This is a genomic window from Vulgatibacter incomptus (assembly GCF_001263175.1).
Taxonomy (GTDB): Bacteria; Myxococcota; Myxococcia; order Myxococcales; family Vulgatibacteraceae; genus Vulgatibacter; species Vulgatibacter incomptus.
On sequence record NZ_CP012332.1, the window covers coordinates 35,801 to 54,644 of the forward strand.

Consider the following 18,844-nt stretch of genomic DNA (forward strand, 5'->3'; position numbering starts at 1 on the left):
GTCGAAGTCGCCAGGCGAGGTCCGGCCCGATGGCCCTTCGCAGACGGCGATCAAAGTGCTATAGGCCGCGCCACCAACGCCCTTGGCCGCTCCCGCGGCGGGGGCCCTCTCGGCGGATGGCGCCGCCAGGAGCAGCACGATGCAGGCCCGCGTCTACGTCACGCTCAAGCGTGGGGTCCTCGATCCCCAGGGAAAGGCCGTCGCCCTCTCCCTCTCCTCCATGGGCTTCGAAGAGGTCGAGGACGTTCGCCTCGGCAAGTTCATCGAGGTGAAGCTCGCCGACGGCTCCTCCCCGGAGAAGGCCAAGGAGCGCCTCACCGAGATGTGCCAGCGCCTCCTCGCGAACACCGTGATCGAGGACTACCGCATCGAGATCGTCGGCGCCTGATCAGGCGGCCGCAACCGTTCACGGATCGGGCGCCTTTGTCGGCGACCGTCCTTCGAGGAGGCATTTCGTGCGCTTCGGCATCGTCGTCTTCCCCGGCGCCAACTGTGATCACGACGCGTATCACGTGGCCAAGCACGTGCTCGGCCAGGACGCGCGCTTCGTGTGGCACAAGGATCGGGACCTCTCCGGCCTCGACTGCGTGGTCCTGCCCGGCGGCTTCTCCTACGGCGACTACCTCCGCTGCGGCGCGATCGCGCGGTTCTCGCCGGTGATGGAGGAGGTCGTCTCCTTCGCCGCCAAGGGCGGGAAGGTGATCGGCATCTGCAACGGCTTCCAGATCGCCCTCGAGGCGGGGCTCCTCCCCGGCGCCATGCTCCGGAACCGCTCCCTCAAGTTCGTCTGCAAGGACGTCCACCTCCGGGTGGAGAACGGGAACACGCCGTTCACGAAGGGGATCGCGGAGGGCACCGTCCTTCGGATGCCGATCGCGCACGCGGAAGGGAACTACTTCCTCCCCGACGACGAGCTCGCCCGCCTCGAAGGCGAGGGTCGGGTGGCGTTCCGCTACGTGGACGCGGCGGGGCAGGTCACCGACGCGGCCAACCCGAACGGCTCCCGGAACAACATCGCTGGGATCCTGAACGCCAAGGGGAACGTGCTCGGCATGATGCCCCACCCCGAGCGGCTCGCGGAGAGCGTGCTCGGCGGCGAGGACGGCCTTCGGATCTTCGAGGCGCTCCTCGGGAGCTGATCGAATTGGAACTCGGCTTCGCCCCCGGACGGGACGCGAAGCCACGGCGCCTCCGCCCGCGTGAGCGCCGGCAGGAAAGGGTAGCGATGAGCACCGAGATCACGCCCGAGATCGTGGCGACCCATGGGCTGAAGCCCGACGAGTACGAGCGGATCCAGGCCGCGATGAAGCGCGAGCCGAACCTCCTCGAGCTCGGGATCTTCAGCGTGATGTGGAGCGAGCACTGCTCCTACAAGTCGTCGCGCAAGCACCTCAGGGGCTTCCCCACCTCGGGCCCGCGGGTGCTCCAGGGCCCCGGCGAGAACGCCGGCGTCGTCGACATCGGCGACGGGCTGGCGGTGGCCTTCAAGATGGAGAGCCACAACCACCCCTCGTACATCGAGCCCTACCAGGGCGCGGCCACGGGCGTGGGCGGCATCCTCCGCGACGTCTTCACCATGGGCGCGCGGCCCATCGCCTCGCTGAACTCCCTGCGCTTCGGCGATCCCTCGCACCCCAAGACCGCCTGGCTCCTCGAGGGCGTCACCGCCGGCATCGCGGGCTACGGCAACGCCATCGGCGTGCCCACCGTGGGCGGCGAGATCGCCTTCGACGCGAGCTACAACGGCAACTGCCTGGTGAATGCCTTCACCCTGGGCGTGCTGCCCGCCGACAAGATCTTCCGCGGCAACGCCTCTGGTGTCGGCAACCCGGTGATCTACGTCGGCGCCAAGACCGGCCGCGACGGCATCCACGGCGCCACCATGGCCTCCGCCGAGTTCGACGAGAGCTCCGAGGAGAAGCGCCCGACGGTGCAGGTCGGCGATCCCTTCGTGGAGAAGCTCCTCCTCGAGGCCTGCCTCGAGCTGATGCAGACCGACGCCATCGTCGGCATCCAGGACATGGGCGCCGCTGGCCTCACCTCCTCCTCCGTGGAGATGGCGGGCCGCGCCGGCAACGGCCTCGACATGCACCTCGACCGCGTCCCGATGCGGGAGGAGGGAATGACGCCCTACGAGATCATGCTCTCGGAGTCCCAGGAGCGGATGCTCATCGTGGCCAAGGTAGGCCGCGAGAAGGACGTGGTCGCCATCTTCGAGAAGTGGGACCTCGACGTCGCAGTGGTCGGCTCCGTCTCCGACACCGGCACCCTGCGGCTCTTCTGGCACGGCCAGCTCGCCGCCGAGCTCCCCATCGATCCCCTCACCGAGGGCGCGCCCGTCTACGACCGTCCGCGGCAGCGGCCCGCCGACCTCGACGCGCTCCAGGCCTTCGACCCCGCCACGCTCCCCGCGCCGGCGGACCTGGGCTCCACGCTGCTGCAGCTCGTGGCTCGTCCCACCATCGCCAGCAAGGAGTGGGTCTACCGCCAGTACGACCACATGGTCCGCCTCGGCACCGTGGTACGGCCCGGCGGCGACGCCGCGGTGGTCCGCGTCGAGGGCAAGAAGGGCGTGGCCCTCTCCGCCGACTGCCCGTCGCGGATGGTCTACCTCGACCCCTACATGGGCGGCATGCTCACCGTGGCCGAGGCCTCCCGCAACGTGAGCGTGGTGGGCGGCGAGCCCATCGGCCTCACCGACTGCCTCAACTTTGGCAACCCCGAGAAGCCCGAGATCATGTGGCAGTTCGCCGAGGCCGTCCGCGGCATCGCCGACGCCTGCCGCGCCCTCGACGTGCCCGTGGTCTCCGGAAACGTCTCGCTCTACAACGAGACCGACGGCAAGGGCATCTTCCCCACGCCCACCTGCGCGGTGGTCGGCCTCGTGCCGGACATCGAGCGCACCTCCACCACCTGGTGGAAGGAAGCGGGCCACGAGATCGCGCTGCTGGGCACGTGCACCGGCGAGGCCGGGGGCTCCGAGTACCTGGTGGCCTGCTTCGACAAGACCGCGGGCCTCCCGCCGCGTCTCGACCTCTCCCGCGAGAAAGCCGTGCAGGACGCGGTGCGGGACATGGTCCGGGCCGGCCTCCTCGCCTCCGCCCACGACTGCGCCGACGGCGGCATCGCCGTGGCCCTGGCCGAGAGCTGCGTCATGGGCAAGCCCGAGGGCGGCCTCGGCGCCAAGGTTAAGGTCCCGGGCACCGCCCGCGCCGACCTCCTCCTCTTCGCCGAGGATCCGAGCCGCGTGCTGGTCTCCTACGATCCCGCCAAGCGCGCGGAGGTCGAGGCTATGGCCGCCAAGACCGGCGCCCCCTTCGCGGTGCTCGGCACGGTGGGTGGCGACTCCCTCGAGATCGAGGGCGCGCTGAAGGTCCCGGTGAAGGCCCTCGCCCGTGGCTGGCGCACCGGCCTCACCCGGGTGCTCGGCCTCGCCGACTCGCACTACCCGGACGAGGTCGCCAGCACGGCAGCGCCCGTCTGAGAGCTCGCGCGAAGCGCGGCTGAAAAAAGACGGTCCCGCTACTGCGGGGCCGTTTTTTTTTCACGCTCGCGAGAACGTTCTGCCGGGGTCCGAGCCGCGGCCTAGACGTTGTGTCGATGCGGAGACCAGCTCGTACCCGTTACCCGTGGCCGTTTCATTTCTTATTCCAGCGCGGTGAAAAGTGAACGGGACTCATCGCCCAGTGGGCGCAAGCCGGATTGAGGCCCACCCGTCTCAAACCGGCTCATACGGGTCGACATGAAAAGCGGGGCCGCACGCCTTAGAGAGGCAAGCGGCCCCGCTGGCTAGGGCCGAGGACTCCGGAGTGCACTCGAGGTGATTTCGGGCGATACGGTTCGCTTCACTAGCGGCCGCTTTGAGTGCGTGGCCGTCTACTAGATAGCTCAGCGCCTGGCTCAGAGAACCCGGGCCATGTCGCATGGCAATTCCCTCGAGGCCTGCTGCAGTCAAGAGGAGATTGCGCAGTGAAAGGAGGTAGCCCATGGTTTATGATTCGATGTCGATCTTTGTTGGTTTTTCGAGGGCGCGGCCTAGCGCGGGAATAGGATTGCAGGCCTGCGTCGCGATCGTGAGAGCGCGGCTGCGACGATCGGAATCAGGCCCAGCAATCCGACCGAGTCGTCGGACGTAGAACAACCTGCGCCGTCGTGGCAGTCGAAGATGAGGCCCGCGTCGCGCGCTGCCGAGAAGCAGTCGGTGGCCATGCTGATTGCAGCGGCCTGCTCGAGCGGAACCGTCTCGAACATGACCGGGCAGACGACCTGATCGCTCTCGATGTTGAATACTGTTGGCAGCGTCCCTTGCGTCTGTGGCGGGGGCATAAGGACGAAGACCGGGATTCCGGTGGCCAACGCGAAGTGGAGATTGTCGTGGTACCGCGGGATTTCGATCTGGTCTCCAGGCCCTAGCGAGGAATCCTCCCCAAAGACCCGCTCGATGCGGATCACGAGGCTCCCCGGACCAGGCAGGTCGAGGATCGTTCCCTCGAGCGCGACTGCCGTTCCATCTTGTGGACAGAATTCCATGCCGCAGGGGTCGGCGCATTTTGCCGATGCAGGCTTCACGAATGTCAGTATGGCGACGAGCCCCAACATTACCGCAGCTCGCATAGCAAGAGGCATGTCTTCTCCATTTTCGTACGTGTGTGCTTCTTGATGGGTGCTGGATTTCTGACGGCGGATGTTGGATGAGTGGCGACTGTGGGTCAACGAGTGGGAATGGCCGAGCGCGGTTTTGTGCAGTGGTTTTGGAGCTCCTTTGGAGCGGAGTCGTTGGGGTCGTTCGGCGAGCGAAGGCGGCTCGGCTTGGTCGCCGGATTCCATGTTGGGAGGAGGTTGGGACGTGGGGGGCTCGGCTCCGTCACCGACACGGGCACCCTGCGGCTCTTCTGGCACGGCCAGCTCGCCGGCGAGCTCCCCGTCGATCCCCTCACCGAGGGCGCTCCCGTCTACGACCGGCACCGTCAGCGGCCCGCCGACCTCGACGCGCTCCAGGCCTTCGATCCCGCCACGCTCCCCGCGCCGGCGGACCTGGGCTCCACGCTGCTCCAGCTCGTGGCCCGGCCGACCATCGCCAGCAACGAATGGGTCTACCGCCAGTATGACCAAATGGCCCGGCTCGGCACGGTGGTCCGGCCCGGCGGCGACGCCGCGGTGGTCCGCGTCGAGGGCAAGAAGGGCGGGCCCTCCCCGCCGACTGCCCGTCGCGGATGGTCTACCTCGACCCTACAAGGGGCGGCGATCGAGGGCGCGCTGAAGGTCCCGGTGCAGGCCCTCGCCCGTGTCTGGCGCACCGGCCTCATCCGGGTGCTCGGCCTCGCCGACTCGGACTACCCGGATGAGGTCGCCAGCACCGCCGCGCCCGTCTGAGAGCTCTTGAACGGCGCGCGGAGCGCCGCTGAAGAAAACGGTCCCGCGACTGCGGGACCGTCTTTTCACCCTCTCTGACGGGATCGGCGGCGAGCGGCTACCTCCGGCAGTCCTCGTCGAGGTCGAGGGAGTCGAAGGTGCAGCCGTGGTAGCCGTCGCCGTAGACGACCTCGTAGGAGGTCTCGCCGCAGTTGATTCGAACGTCGTCGCCGAACACGACGCCGACAAGCTCGCGGGTGTCGCGGTCGTAGGTGCAGCCTCGGGACGGTGTGCACGAGTTCTGGACGACGAGCCATTTCCCGCAGGTTCCGGCGCACAGGTTCGTCCCGCAACGAAGATTCCGGTCGGCCAGCGCCTCGTCGTAGGACGACGGGCAGCCGCGATTCTCGAACGAGCGAGTGGACCGGCAGATCCCCTGGTCGTCCAGGGCGTCCTCCGTGGAGACCGCTCCACCGGATCCTCCGCCACCCCCCGAATCGACCGAGCCTCCCGAGCCTCCGGTACCGCTCCCGCCCGCCGGCGGCTCGGTGCTACAGGAGAAGAACAACAGCGCGGCGAAGCAAGAACGCAGGAAAGTTCCGGACATGGTTGCTCCTCACGTATGAAGCCCGTCGGCGCAGGGGGATTTCGGAGAATGCTATCTGCGAAACGCCGAGATGTCATTCCAGCGGCTCGGCGAGCCCAGGAACGAGACGGCCCCACCGACGTCGCATGCCGGCATCTCTAGAGAACGCTTTGTCCACCGAGTTTTCGTGGTTCATTGCAATGCATTGAAATCACGAGTGGTTTTATCGTGCTGACGTGCCCTTGCGCGATAGTTTGAGTCGAAGTCTTTGCAATACCAATCAAATCTCCTATCCTCCCGCCGCGCGAAGCCGCTCCTGCGATCGGCTTCATCGATTGGCGAGAGGATTTCGAAAAATGAGATTTTTTGGATCGGCTTGGTTGCCGAGCACTGCACGGTCGTGGACGCTGGGCGCCCTGATCGCGTTTTCGCTCGGCGCCTGCGGCGGCAAGACGTCGCCCGGTAACGAGGGCGGCACCGGCGGCGAGGCCACTGGCGGCACCGGCGGCGAGGCGACGGGCGGCAGCGGTGGCGAGGCTGCTGGCGGCACCGGCGGCGAGGCCACTGGCGGCAGCGGCGGCGAGGCGACCGGCGGCACCGGCGGCGAGGCGACCGGCGGCAGCGGGGGCGAGGCGACCGGCGGCAGCGGTGGCGAGGGAACTGGCGGCGCAGGCGGGGAGGGCGCCGGCGGAAGCGGCGGTGACGACGGCGAGGGGCCCGGCGGCTCCGGCGGCGGCGATCCCTGGCAGTGCCATGAGGACGCCGACTGCGCCGACTTCGCGCTCGAGCAGTGCGTGGTCGCCGTGTGCAACGACGGCCGGTACGAGGGCGAGGTAGGCTCCTGCGTCCTGCTCCAGGCCGAGGCCGGCACGCCCTGCGACGACGGTCTCTTCTGCACCGTCGGCGACGTCTGCGACGAGGCGGGCGCCTGCGTCGGTACCGCTCCGAACGACTGCGGCCTCGAGGGCAACGCCTGCGCCGATGTCGTCTGCGACGAGCTGACGGCGACGTGCAACCTGATCCCGGTCGCCGACGGCACGAGCTGCCAGGGCGAGGACGGCGATCTCTGCGAGGTCGCCGCATGCCAGGCGGGCCAGTGCGTCAACGCGCCGAAGGATTGCTCGGCGGCAGGCTCGTCCTGCGTGGTCGGCGTCTGCAACCCGATCGACGGCGCCTGCGAGGCCGAGCCCCTCGACGCCGGCAGCTCCTGTGCGCTGGCCGGACTCTCCCAGTGCGAGGTCGCTGCGTGCGACGGCGCCGGCGCCTGCCTGGCGCAGCCGCTGGCCGCAGGTTCGTTCTGCTCGCTCGCGGGCCTCGGCCAGTGCCAGACCGCCGCCTGCGACGGCGCCGGCGCGTGTGAGCCCGCCGACCTGCCCGACGGCAGCTCCTGCGACGACGGAAATGACTGCACCGTCGCGGACGCCTGCTCGGCCGGCTCGTGCACCGGTACCTTCGACGAGGCGACTTGCGTCGCCGCGGCGACGATCTACAGCGAGGACTTCGAGTCCTGCGACGCCTCCGGTTGGACCTTCGCCGGCGCATGGGAGTGCGGCACGCCCAACTCGGGCCCGAACGGAGCGCGCTCGGGCACCGGCGTCTTCGCGACCAAGCTGAACGGCAATTACCCGGACAACGCCACCTTCGCCGACAACACGGCCACCTCGCCCGTCATCGACCTCGGCAAGGCGTCCGATCCGATCCTCTCCTTCTGGGCGTGGGTCCACACGGAGGGCGCGAGCACGCTCTACGACGGCTTCAACGTCAAGATCCGCCGCGCCGGTGAGGACGACTTCGTCCTCGCGGCGGCGAAGGCTCCTCCCTACCGGGCGGTGATCTCCGGCACCGGCGAGTGGGCCTGGGGCGGCCTGCTGTCCGCTGAGGGCTGGAAGCGCTACACGTTGGATCTCTCCCCGTACGCCGGCGATCAGGTCGAGCTCCGCTTCGCCTTCCGCAGCGACGGCTCCACCAACTACGCCGGCGTCTACGTCGACGACATCGAGGTCGCCGAGCGATTCGTCGAGCCGGTCGCGATCGTGCGCAAGAGCCTCCCCGTCGCCATCGTCGGCCATCCCTTCGCCGCGAGGATCAGCGCCGAAGCGAGCTCGACCGCGACCTGGAGCATCGTCGACGGAGCGAACGCCGGCTGGCTCGGCATCGATCCGGCGACCGGAATGCTGAGCGGGGTCCCGGCCGCCGAGGACGCGGGAACGGCCTCCATCACGGTGCGTGTGCAGGAGTCAAACCACCCGTCGAACTTCGCGGAGAAGACCTTCTCCATCGTCATCCGCGACTACGGCGCCTACCTGAACTACTTCTCCGACCTCGAGCCCGACTGCGAGGGGTGGACCCTCCGCGGCGACTGGGAGTGCGGGACGCCCACCTCCGGTCCCGGCGAGGCATGGTCGGGTACGGCGAGCCTCGCGACCCGCCTGCACACGGACTACAACCCGAACCAGCGCTGGGACACGGCCACCGCCGACTCGCCCGAGATCGATCTGACCGCCGCCCTCCACCCGCGCCTCATCTTCCGCGCGTGGGTCCACACCGAAGGCACGGCGGACGGCTTCCACGTCGAGGCGAGCAAGGACGGAACCACGTTCGCGCTGCTCACCGACGTCGACCCGCCCTACCTGAACACCAACAACTACGGCCCGGGTTGGGCCGGGGACCGCAGCGCCGAGGGGTGGCGGGAGTACACCGTCGATCTCGCCAAGTACGCGGGCGAGGTCCTCACACTCCGGTTCGCGTTCGCCAGCGACGGCTCGGGCCAGAGGTCGGGCGTCTTCATCGACGACGTCACCATCACCGAGGCGGCCCTGATCCCGCTCGGGATCGTCCCCACCGGCGCCTCCGACGCCTTCGTCGACGCGCCCTACACGGCGCTCCCGAGGAGGACTGGCGGCTCGAACCACCCGGTCTGGGCCATCGTCGACGGGACGAACCACGACTGGCTCTCGATCGATCCGGCGACCGGCGCGCTCTCGGGCACGCCGACCGTGTCCAACCTCGGCGCTGTCAGCGTGACGATCCGGGTCGCCGAGCCTTCGCGGCCCTCGAACTTCGCCGATGCGGAGCTCCACTTCTCCGTGGAATCCCCGACCTACGGCGTCTACTTCCAGGACGACTTCTCGTCCTGCGAGCGGGGCTGGTTCCGCCGCGCCGACTGGCAGTGCGGAACGCCGACCGCGGTCGGACCTGCGACCTGCCATTCGGCGACCGGCTGCCTCTCCACCAATCTCTCGGGCGATTACAGCGACGGGCTCGCGTGGAACGACGCGGTGGCCGACTCGCCCGTGATCGACCTCACCCGCGCCGGCGAGCCCATGCTCACCTTCTGGGCGTGGGTCCACACCGAGGCGGCGAACTATGACGCCTTCAACGTCAAGGCGAGCGCCGACGGCGGCGTGACCTGGCGGCAGCTCACCGAGGTCAGCCCCGCGTACGACGGGACGGCGGCGAATGAGCTCGGCTGGGGCGGCGACCGCAGCGCGAAGGGCTGGGAGCGCTACTCCGCCAACCTCTCTGCCTACGCCGGCGAGCGGCTCATGCTGCGCTTCGCGTTCCGCAGCGACTCCTCCGGTACCCGGCCCGGCGTCTACATCGACGACGTGCTGGTCACGGAGAAGTTCGGGGATCAGGTGGAGATCGGGACCGGCGCCCACCTCGCGGACGCCTACGTCGGACGCGCGTACACGATGCCCCTCCGCAAGGACCACGGGTCGAGCCGGTCGACGTGGACCATCGTGTCCGGCGCTCCCGCCTGGCTGCAGGTCGACCCGGCGACGGGCGAGCTCTACGGCACGCCTTCCGAGGACGACCTCGGGACGGTGAGCCTGACCGTGCGGGTCGAGGAGCCGCTCAACCCGGTGAACTTCGCGGAGAAGGCGCTCACCTTCGACGTGGTCACCCTCGAGCCGGGCCTGCTCTTCACCGATGGCTTCGAGCCCTGCACCGCCGGCTGGGATCTCCGCGGCGACTGGCAGTGCGGGACGCCGACACAGGTCGGCCCCGCCGCCTGCCATGGCGGCACGAGCTGCATCGGCACGAACCTGAGCGGCAACTACAACAAGAATCAGTCCTACGCGACGACCACCGCGGACTCCCCCTGGATCGACCTCGACCAGACCGCCGAGCCCCGTCTCGTCTTCTGGGCCTGGGTCAACACCCAGGGGCCAACGAACGCCGGCTTCAACGTCGCGGTCAGCACCGACGGGCGGACCTTCTCGCAGCTCACCGCGGTCAGCCCGGCGTATTCCGCCACCGTCAACGGACAGCAGGCCTGGTCCGGCGACATGTCGGCGCTCGGCTGGCGCCGCTTCGACGCGGACCTCTCCGCCTTCGCCGGCGAACAGGTCCGGATCCGCTTCGCCTTCGGCAGTGACTCCTCCTCCTCCACCAGGACCGGCGTCTACCTCGACGACGTCCAGGTGATCGAGGCAGCCCACGATCCGATCTCGATCGCGACCAGGACCCTGTTCACGGCCTTCGAAGGCAAGCCCTACGAGTTCCAGCTCGCGAAGTCCCGCGGCTCCGCCCAGGCGCGGTGGAGCATCGTCGGCGGCTCGAATTCCGGCTGGATGGTCGTCGATCCGGAGACGGGCCTCCTCTCCGGCGTGCCCACCGACGGTTCGGCCGGACCGGCGTCCGTCACCGTCCGGGTGCAGGAGTCGGCGGTCCCGACCAACTTCGCCGAGAAGACCCTCGGCTTCGACGTCGTCCGCCTCCTCCCGGGGCAGGTCCACGCGTCGGACTTCGAGGGCTGCCCGACGAGCTGGACCCTCGGCGGCGAGTGGGAGTGCGGGACGCCGTCCAACGTCGGTCCGTCGACCTGCCACTCGGGCACCAGCTGCCTCGCGACGCGGCTCGCTGGCAACTACAACAACAGCGCGTCCTACGCGGCCTCGATCGCGACCTCTCCCACGATCGATCTGTCGGGGGTGGCGGAGCCGATGGCCTCGTTCTGGATCTGGATGCACACCGAGGCGAACTACGACGGCTTCAACGTTCGGGTGAGCACCGACGGAGGCTCGACGTTCAGCGTGCTGAGCGACGTGTCCCCGGCCTACGGCGGGAACGTCGACAGCGTTCCGGCCTGGAGCGGCAACCAGTCCGGCGCGGGCTGGCAGCAATTCTCGGCCAACCTCGCGGCCTTCGAGGGCCAGCAGGTCAAGCTCCGGTTCGCCTTCCGCTCCGATGGCAGCACGAACTTCGCGGGCGTCTACATCGACGACGTCTCGATCTCGAGCCGCGCTGCGTTCCCCATCTCCATCGTCGCCAGCAACCTCGCCGATGCCGTCCCGAACGTCCCCTACGAGGCGCGGTTCACCAAGACCGGCGGAACGCCAGCCGCGATCTGGACCATGACCCCGATCGAGAACGCCGACTGGCTCTTCTTCGACCCCTCCACCCAGACGGTCTCGGGCGTCCCCACGAGCCAGAACGCCGGGCCGGTGCGCTTCTCCCTGCGCGCCCAGGAGCCGAGCCTCCCGGAGAACGTCGACGAGAAGACCTTCGTGTTCGCGGTGATCGGCGACCTCGCCGAAGGGACCTACTACGAGCAGAGCTTCGACGCGGGCAGCGGAGGCTGGACCCTCGCGGGAGATTGGCAGCACGGGACCCCGACCCGGGTGGGCCCGGCCTCCTGCCACTCCGGCGACGGATGCCTCGGCACGAAGCTCGACGGCAACTACACCAGGGGCCAGGGCTACGCACAGAACTACGTGGAGTCTCCGCCGATCGCCGTTCCGCCGGGCTCGGCGCCGGTGCTCACCTTCTGGGCGTGGGTCAGCACCAACAACCAGCACTACGACGGCTTCCAGGTCCGGATCCGGAAGGCGGGCGAGTCGACGCTGACCATCCCCACGGACGTGGATCCGCCGTACTCGGGCGACACCAGCGGGGATCGGTCCTGGGGTGGCGAGCTCGAGCAGTTCGGCTGGCGCCGCTACTCGGTCGACCTCTCGCGCTGGGCAGGCGAAGCCATCCACGTGCGGTTCGCGTTCTATGCCTCGAGCTCCAGCTCCCCCACGGCGCCGGGCGTCTACGTGGATGACGTGCAGGTCCGGGAGGCCACCGCGATCGAGCCCTCCATCACGGTCGCCCCCGTCGGCGACGCGTGGGTGGACGTCCCCTTCACCCATCGTATGCAGAAGACGGGTGGCCCCAACGATGCGTACTGGTCCATCGTGGGCGGCGAAAACTTCGACTGGCTGAGCATCGACCCGGAGACCGGCGTCCTCACCGGCATCCCGACCGCCGCCGCGATCGGTCGCGTGAGCGTCGTCGTCAAGGCGGAGGACGTCCTGGAGTGGTCGCTGACGGACGAGGTCGAGCTCGTGTTCGAGGTGAGCGACGCGAACGTCTACTACGCCGCGGACTTCGAGGGCGTGTGCCCCAACGGCTGGTCGCTCGTCGGCGACTGGGAGTGCGGGAGGCCGACCACCGTGGGTCCGTCGAACACCTGGAGCGGTAGCCAGTGCCTGGCGACCGGGATGTCGATGAACTACCTGCCCAACATGTCGTACGCGACCTCCCACGCCACCTCGCCCGAGATCGACCTCACGGGTGCGGTGCACCCGGTGGCGTGGTTCCGCCTCTGGGTCTGGACCTGGGGCGGATCGGACGACGGTTCGAACTTCACGGTCAGCACCAACGGCGGCCTGTCGTTCCAGGCGGTCCCCGACGTCTCGCCGGGACCGAAGCTCACGGTGAAGAGCCAGGCGGCGTGGGGTGGCAACCACTCCGGGGCCGGCTGGAGGCTCGTCCGTGCCGACCTCTCGGCCTTCGCTGGTCATGTGGTGAAGCTGCGCTTCGCCGACGCCAGCGACGGGTCGCTCGAGTTCGCCGGCACCTACGTCGACGAGCTCATCGTCGTCGAAGCCGACTGACGGCTTCGTGAAAGGGGCGCGCACACCCGTGCGCGTCCGCGCTTCACCCAAGGCGCCGCTCCCGCTACCAGGCGAGAGCGGCGTTTTTGGATCGGGGGATCCTTCTGGTCGCCGCCGTGCCCTGGGCGCGACGGGGCTCTTCCTTCACGCGCGCGCCTTCGAGGACCAGGCAGCCTTGCCGGATGCGCAACCTTGAAGGCGGCGATCTCCGAGCTCCTCCGGACCAGGTGGGCGACCGTTGCTCGAAGATCCTCAGAGGCGGTGGCGGGCAGCTACCGGACGACGGCCCGGACGGGCCGTCGGGTGAACCACAGGGCGGGTCTATCGCCTCTACAGCGCCGAGGATCTGACGGTGCGGAAGAAGAAACGAAGCGCATCGCCGCGCGGATTCGAACTGTGCCCCCGCTGCCAAGCTGAAGATCGACGATGGGTGGAACCGGTTCACTTTTGCCCAGCGTATTGCTCCCTCGACAATCAGACGCCGACAGAGAAGGAAAAGGCCCACCGAGCTTACGCTACGAGTGGGCCAGTGATGGGAGTGGAAGGTCAGAGAATGCGTATTCTGCGATAGCCTTCCCGACGTCAGGGCAAAGAGAACTCGACGAAGTTCACTTCCGATCCGTTGCTCTTGATGTATGCAATCGAATAGTTTTCCGTGTCGAAAGACGCCTGGAAGTTAGTGGGCGATTCCATTACATCGTCGACTACGTAGATCGGCTGGTTTTGCGGTTTTGGATCCCGGATGTCAGCCAGGAAAAGCACTGAGCCAGGATGCTTGTCGCACTTTCTCCCCTCGAAAATCACGTAGCTCGGTGCGGATCGATAGCCGTTCGTCGATGATCCTCCGAGGATCGGGTGATGAAAAGAAGAACAGCCGAGGTTCTCGACGAGGAGTCTTACCCCCAAAGTGCTTTTGTCAATCTTGCCGTCAGTGGCACGCCAGAGCGTTTCCCAATAGATCGCTCCGCTCTTGACATAGACAACAGTATCTCCAAAGACGTCGAGCTGGGAAGCGGGACCTGGAATTTTGGCTTTTTGGGGGGTGGGTTGATTGAAAATGCCGTCCGGGATCGTGAATCCCTCGATCATGATGTCATCGCCGGCTGGTGTTATTGCTGCGGTGATAGTGGGCGATTCTGCACTGGTCCCTTCGCCAAAAGACGTAATGCCAATTCTTTCGAGGGCTTTCGATCGTGGCTGATGAGGGCTCGGATTCGAATAGGGATACCAAGAAAGGAAGGGGTCCGGCGTTTGCGGTGCTGTCCAGAACACTTGCGCTTTGTAGGCGTCAACCGCAAACATGTCTGACAGTATCGCAAACGGAACGTCTGCATGGAGATTTGCATAGTTCACTGGATTTGCATCGTATGCGTCGCCATCCCAGTCTGGGAGGACGTCCGGATCAGAATCCATCCGGTCCAAGTTGGTGACCCAAGGTCGCCGGGCGTTCTCCTCGCAATCTGTCGCCATGAATGGCCCAGCGGCTCGGATCTGCGTTCCTTCGTGGAGATCCAACAGCCTCGATACGCCGGTCGATGTACTCCAAATTTTCGTGAAGCCGCAGTACGATCCTACGTGGAAGTCTCCGTTCCACGATTGGCCGACTGCCACCGCGGAGTAGCCGGTCTTCAGCGTGCACTCCTGTGAAAGCTCGTTCGTGATCGGCAACGTGGGCAGCGGCGGAGCCGCGAAAGCCTTGAACCCCGGAGTCCCTGCCAAAATGAGAATTCCAGCCATCATTGCGTTGCGGAGGTAAGAGTGCATTGGGTCTCCCTGAACGGTTTGGAGCGGGTGCATCATTCGGATGTTCGTCACTTCGGAAATGTGTTTGGCGGGACCTGCAAAGAGCGTCCCTGCGCTCGATCATGTCCTTTCGGCAGGATGAATTCGTCGGCCCTTGGCCACGAACTGGAAAATCGCAGGCCCACGCGACCGAACGGACGGTCTGCCTTGTACGTAGGAGCAGCAACACCTCCTGCTTTGCACCAATCGGGTTTGGCTGGCTGTCGTGCTCCAGGTCGAAGCCCGGCATCCCGCTTCCGCTTGGTTGACTAGCTCCGGCTCATGAGATGCCGTGGTTCCTAAGGCTTTCGGCGACCAGCGCGACCCTCTTTTCGGTTGCGACTGGCACGCCCCCGTCTCGTCAGGGTTCGGATGTCGATTCCCGGGGGAAGACGACCGCTAGGCCAAGGCCGAGCTTCTTGACCTTGTTCGCGTTCCCGATCGGTCCTCGATGGGCCGCTGCATCGAGCGGATCGATCGAAGGCTCCTTTCGATCGGCCGGCACCTTCCGTCCTCCGGGCGAATCGAGGCCTTCAACAACAACTTGGAGACGCAGCAACGTCGAGTACGAGGATGTCGCGACCATCGCCATTTCCTTTTCAACCTGCGATTTGCAACGCCGCCCTTCCGGTCGCCCTAGCGATCGCTCGCTTCTTCGCGCACGCCACGTCCCCTGCTTGGGCACCTGTCCCCATTTGCCTACGGTGAAGGCTATCTCAACTTGTTCCTAAAGAAAAATTTCGCGCGTCGAATTTCTGTAGACATCCGATTTGTCAAGGGTTTCTGGCGGGACCGGATTACAGCAGACGGTCGGACCTCAGGGGAACGATCGGGCCATGAAGTCACCCGCACGGACCTCGGGTTCGCGGGTGTCGACATTGCAGCTCTTTCGAGCTCCGCTTTGACCACGCCTTCCGTCGCGGAGCGGCGCCGAGAATGGCTTTGGTCTCGTTCCGCTCCGAACGCAAGGAGCCGAAGGTTGCCGCAGGCTTGCTGAACGCCTGCGCGTCCCCGGCCCACAAATGCGTGGACCCAATCGTGACGCTCACGACGTCGACCCCGGCTGTTCGTTCACGGCCTCGGATGCGAGCGCCTGGGGCGGCGATCTGAGCGGTTCCCGGTTGCGGCTCTTCCGGGTCGAGCTGTTGATCTGCGCCGGACAGGTGCTGAAGCAGCGCTTCGCCGACGCCATCGATGGATCGCTCGAGTTCGCCGGGACCTACGTCGACGACCTCGTCGTCGCAGAAGTCGACTGACGGATTCGTGAAAGGGGCGCGCACACCCGTGCGCGCCCGCGCTTCACCTAAGGCGCCGCGTCGGGAAGCTCCCAAACGACTGCGGCCTCGAGGCTACCGACTGCAGCGAGGTCTCGTGCGACGAGCTGTCCGCGACCTGCTCTCTCATATTCGTAGCGGATGCTGAATACCTCCAGCACTGCCGTGGTGGGAGCTGGCGCGTACGTGGACGACCTGCTCGTCGAGCTGGCCTCTCAGGGTAACGATCCGTCGATCGTGGAGGACCTGCTGGCGGATGCCTACGTCGGTCTGCCCTACACGCAGCGGATGACCCGCACCCAGGGTCCTGTCTCGGTCACGTGGAGCATCGTCGGCGGCCTCAACCACACGTGGCTCTCGATGGATTCGGCGTCCGGGGTTCTCACCGGAACTCCGTCCCTCGGCGATCTCGGGCCGGTCTCCGTCGTCGTTCGGGCCGAGGATCCGAGCGATCCTTCCGTCGGGGACGAGCGGGAGCTCGTGTTCGAGGTGAGCAGCGCTGCGATCTACTTCTCCACCGGCTTCGAGGACGCCTGTCCGAATGGCTGGACGCTCAGGGGCGACTGGGAATGCGGCACGCCCTCCTCGGTGGGGCCCTCGACGGCCTTCGGCGGCAACCAGAGCCTCGCCACGAAGATCGGCGGCAACTATTCGAACGACAGGTTGTACGCGAGCTCCAACGCGACCTCGCCGGAGATCGACCTGACGAGCGCCATCTCGCCGATCCTCTGGTTCCGGATGTGGACCGACACCGAGGGGCAGGTCTGGGATGGCGTCAACCTGAAGGTGTCGAGGAACGGTGGATCGTTCGATGTGCTCACCGATGTCGCGCCCCCCCTGTGTCAGCGTAGTTGTCGCCTCGTCGTGACAGCGTAGGTCGATCACGTAGGGGGCGAAGAGCAGGTTGGAGATGGGTCGGACTCCGTACTCCGAGGCGTTCAAGGCGAAGATGGTGGAGAAGCTTACGGGGCCGCACGCGATGTCGGCGACTGCGCTTGCAAGGCAGTCCGGGATTGCCCAGGCGACGCTCTCCCGTTGGCTGCTGGATGCGGGTAGGCTCGGCGTCAAGATGGACGACCGCGACGACAAGAGCACCCGCCAGTGGACCAGCGAGGAAAAGCTGCAGGTCCTGATCGAGACAGCGAGCTTGAGTGATGACGAGCTCGGCTCGTACCTCCGCCAGAGGGGACTGCACAAAGCCCAGTTCGATGAGTGGCGCGCAACTGCCGTCGCTAGCCTTGGGAGCGCAGCAGCGCGTCGTTCTGTTGGGCCTGATGCGAAGCGGGTTCGCGAGCTCGAGCGCGAGCTCAGGCGTAAGGAGAAGGCGCTCGCGGAGACCGCCGCGCTCCTCGTCCTCAAAAAAAAAGTGCAGGAGATCTGGGGGGACGAGGACGACGACACGGACGGGAAGAGCGGAAGATGATCGTCGAGCTCCTCGACGAGGCTGTCGTCAGCGGCGCAAGATTCGAGAGAGCCTGCGAGGAGATTGGCTTGAGCGCTCGGTCGGTGCAGCGATGGCGCGCAGGAGCCGAGGACGATCTCCGATGTGGGCCGCTGACGGCGCCGCGAAACAAGCTCAGCGAGGCCGAGCAGCAGAGGATTCTCGCGCTCGTAACCTCGCCCAGGTTCCGGGATTTGTCGCCCGCGCAGATCGTTCCGCTCCTTGCGGATGAAGGCATCTACGTCGCTTCCGAGGCGACGATCTACCGCTTGCTCCGCAGGGAAAAGCTTCTGAAGCACCGGCAGGCGTCGCGGCCTCCGATGCGTCGCAAGCGGCCTGAGCATGTCGCCACCGGGCCGAACCAGGTCTGGGTTTGGGACATCACGTATCTGCGGGGACCGATTCGCGGCATGTTCTTTCGCCTCTACACGATCCTCGATCTCTGGAGTCGGAAGGTAGTGGGCTGGGCCGTGCACGAGGTCGAGTCCGAGGAGCTTGCGAAGAAGCTCTTCGTCGAGACCTGCCGGCGTTTGGACGTCAATCCGAGCGGCATGGTGTTCCACGCCGACAACGGCGCGGCGATGAAGGGCCCGACCTTGCAGGCCACGCTTCAGGTGCTCGGCGTCGTCCCGTCGTTCAGCCGCCCCCGGGTGAGCAACGACAACGCATTCGCGGAGGCGCACTTCCGCACGATGAAGTATCGGCCTGACTTCCCGTCGAGGCCGTTCGCCTCGCTCACCGTGGCACGTGCCTGGGTCGAGAGTTTCGTCGCTTGGTACAACGCGACGCACCTCCACAGTGGAATCCGGTTTGTAACTCCCGCGCAGCGCCATGCCGGACAGGACCTCGCGATTCTCGAGAAGCGTGCTGGCGTCTATGCGGCTGCGCGCGAGCGATGGCCCGGACGCTGGAGCGGTTCTACGAGAAACTGGTCTCGCATTCAGCACGTAAGGCTCACGCCAGAGAGGACCGCGGCCGCATGACCGGGGAGGCGACAACTATGTTGACACTCACCGGCCCGGCAATCCGTTCACCATCTCGGACGAGCGCGCCTGGGGCGGCGATCACACCGGGGCGGGTTGGCGGCTCGTCCGGGTCGACCTGTCCGGCTACACCGGAGAAGTCGTGCAGCTCCAGTTCAGCAATGCCAGCGATGGCTCGGGCGTGTTCCCCGGCGTCTACATCGATGATCTCGTAATCGTCGAGGCCGACTGACGGCTGATGCGGGCGCGCTGCCGGGCGCGCCTACGTTTCAAAACGCCGCTCTCGCTGTCAGCGAGGGCGGCGTTTTTTTGGATCGCGGGATCCCTCGTAGACGAACGACCGGCGGGAGGACTGAAAGTTCTTTGTCGAGAGGCCATTCCGTTTATACGCCAAGTATTTGTTTCATCTTGTTGGCAGTTTGCGGAAATTGCTGGAGAATTTCCCGCGGTCCCTACCTTCTGTGCTTGGCGGTCAAACATTCGGTCTTGCAGCTGGATGTAGTCCATCTATTGTCGACGACCATCGACATGAATCCCGG

The 18,844-nt window shown here is 66.6% G+C and carries 12 protein-coding genes; 9 read left to right on the forward strand and 3 right to left on the reverse strand.

What is annotated here, in order from left to right:
- Positions 1-139 precede the first annotated feature (139 nt).
- From purS to purL, 3 genes are all read left to right on the forward strand, one after another.
- Positions 140-388 carry a phosphoribosylformylglycinamidine synthase subunit PurS gene (gene purS / locus AKJ08_RS00140; protein WP_050724211.1) on the forward strand — a complete coding sequence of 83 codons (249 nt, stop codon included), beginning with the start codon at positions 140-142 and terminating at the stop codon, positions 386-388.
- 67 nt (positions 389-455) lie between these two features.
- Positions 456-1,139, forward strand: coding sequence for a phosphoribosylformylglycinamidine synthase subunit PurQ (gene purQ / locus AKJ08_RS00145; RefSeq protein WP_050724212.1), 684 nt, complete (start codon positions 456-458; stop codon positions 1,137-1,139).
- Between the two features lie 86 nt (positions 1,140-1,225).
- Positions 1,226-3,484: a phosphoribosylformylglycinamidine synthase subunit PurL gene (purL, locus tag AKJ08_RS00150; RefSeq protein WP_050724213.1), complete on the forward strand. Its 2,259-nt coding sequence runs from the start codon at positions 1,226-1,228 to the stop codon at positions 3,482-3,484.
- A gap of 551 nt (positions 3,485-4,035) precedes the next feature.
- Here the strand turns inward: purL and AKJ08_RS00155 are convergent.
- Positions 4,036-4,599, reverse strand: coding sequence for a hypothetical protein (locus tag AKJ08_RS00155; protein WP_050724214.1), 564 nt, complete (start codon positions 4,597-4,599; stop codon positions 4,036-4,038).
- 240 nt (positions 4,600-4,839) lie between these two features.
- Between AKJ08_RS00155 and AKJ08_RS00160 the strand changes: the two genes are divergently transcribed.
- Positions 4,840-5,373, forward strand: a complete 534-nt coding sequence (locus AKJ08_RS00160; RefSeq protein WP_050724215.1) for a hypothetical protein — start codon at positions 4,840-4,842, stop codon at positions 5,371-5,373.
- Positions 5,374-5,470: 97 nt separating this feature from the next.
- On the opposite strand, the gene AKJ08_RS00165 is transcribed toward AKJ08_RS00160, so the two are convergent.
- Positions 5,471-5,959: a hypothetical protein gene (locus AKJ08_RS00165; protein WP_050724216.1), complete on the reverse strand. Its 489-nt coding sequence runs from the start codon at positions 5,957-5,959 to the stop codon at positions 5,471-5,473.
- 359 nt (positions 5,960-6,318) lie between these two features.
- Here AKJ08_RS00165 and AKJ08_RS00170 point away from each other — a divergent pair, with 359 nt between their 5' ends.
- A complete protein-coding gene (locus AKJ08_RS00170; protein ID WP_050724217.1) occupies positions 6,319-12,825 on the forward strand; it encodes a choice-of-anchor J domain-containing protein in 6,507 nt (2,168 codons plus the stop codon).
- 582 nt (positions 12,826-13,407) lie between these two features.
- On the opposite strand, the gene AKJ08_RS18960 is transcribed toward AKJ08_RS00170, so the two are convergent.
- Positions 13,408-14,589 (reverse strand): hypothetical protein, encoded by a 1,182-nt coding sequence (locus tag AKJ08_RS18960; RefSeq protein WP_157370359.1) that lies wholly within the window; start codon positions 14,587-14,589, stop codon positions 13,408-13,410.
- Positions 14,590-15,058: 469 nt separating this feature from the next.
- On the opposite strand from AKJ08_RS18960, the gene AKJ08_RS20775 reads away from it, so the two are divergent.
- The 4 genes from AKJ08_RS20775 to AKJ08_RS00190 all read left to right on the forward strand — a co-directional run bounded on the left by AKJ08_RS20775 (position 15,059) and on the right by AKJ08_RS00190 (position 18,305).
- Complete coding sequence (locus tag AKJ08_RS20775) at positions 15,059-15,247, forward strand: transposase (RefSeq protein WP_157370360.1); 189 nt, start codon at positions 15,059-15,061, stop codon at positions 15,245-15,247.
- 382 nt (positions 15,248-15,629) lie between these two features.
- The gene (locus AKJ08_RS18970) at positions 15,630-15,863 is read left to right on the forward strand and encodes a hypothetical protein (protein WP_157370361.1); all 234 of its coding nucleotides are present in this window, start codon (positions 15,630-15,632) and stop codon (positions 15,861-15,863) included.
- Positions 15,864-16,022: 159 nt separating this feature from the next.
- Positions 16,023-16,757 (forward strand): hypothetical protein, encoded by a 735-nt coding sequence (locus AKJ08_RS00180; RefSeq protein WP_050724219.1) that lies wholly within the window; start codon positions 16,023-16,025, stop codon positions 16,755-16,757.
- Positions 16,758-16,791: 34 nt separating this feature from the next.
- Positions 16,792-18,305, forward strand: a protein-coding gene (locus tag AKJ08_RS00190; protein ID WP_157370362.1) for an IS3 family transposase whose coding sequence is annotated in 2 segments (ribosomal slippage) — positions 16,792-17,254 and positions 17,254-18,305 — 1,515 coding nt in all. Because the reading frame shifts where the segments join, the coding sequence is not laid out codon by codon here.
- The last annotated feature ends 539 nt before the right edge of the window (positions 18,306-18,844 follow it).

What these genes read in the sequence shown, in the direction of transcription:
- AKJ08_RS00165 (WP_050724216.1), bottom strand. Translation starts at nt 5,959, where the DNA reads ATGTCCGGAACTTTCCTGCGTTCTTGCTTCGCCGCGCTGTTGTTCTTC.
- purS (WP_050724211.1), top strand. Translation starts at nt 140, where the DNA reads ATGCAGGCCCGCGTCTACGTCACGCTCAAGCGTGGGGTCCTCGATCCC.
- AKJ08_RS18970 (WP_157370361.1), top strand. Translation starts at nt 15,630, where the DNA reads ATGCGTGGACCCAATCGTGACGCTCACGACGTCGACCCCGGCTGTTCG.
- AKJ08_RS00155 (WP_050724214.1), bottom strand. Translation starts at nt 4,599, where the DNA reads ATGTTGGGGCTCGTCGCCATACTGACATTCGTGAAGCCTGCATCGGCA.
- AKJ08_RS20775 (WP_157370360.1), top strand. Translation starts at nt 15,059, where the DNA reads ATGGGCCGCTGCATCGAGCGGATCGATCGAAGGCTCCTTTCGATCGGC.
- AKJ08_RS18960 (WP_157370359.1), bottom strand. Translation starts at nt 14,589, where the DNA reads ATGCACTCTTACCTCCGCAACGCAATGATGGCTGGAATTCTCATTTTG.
- purL (WP_050724213.1), top strand. Translation starts at nt 1,226, where the DNA reads ATGAGCACCGAGATCACGCCCGAGATCGTGGCGACCCATGGGCTGAAG.
- AKJ08_RS00180 (WP_050724219.1), top strand. Translation starts at nt 16,023, where the DNA reads ATGCTGAATACCTCCAGCACTGCCGTGGTGGGAGCTGGCGCGTACGTG.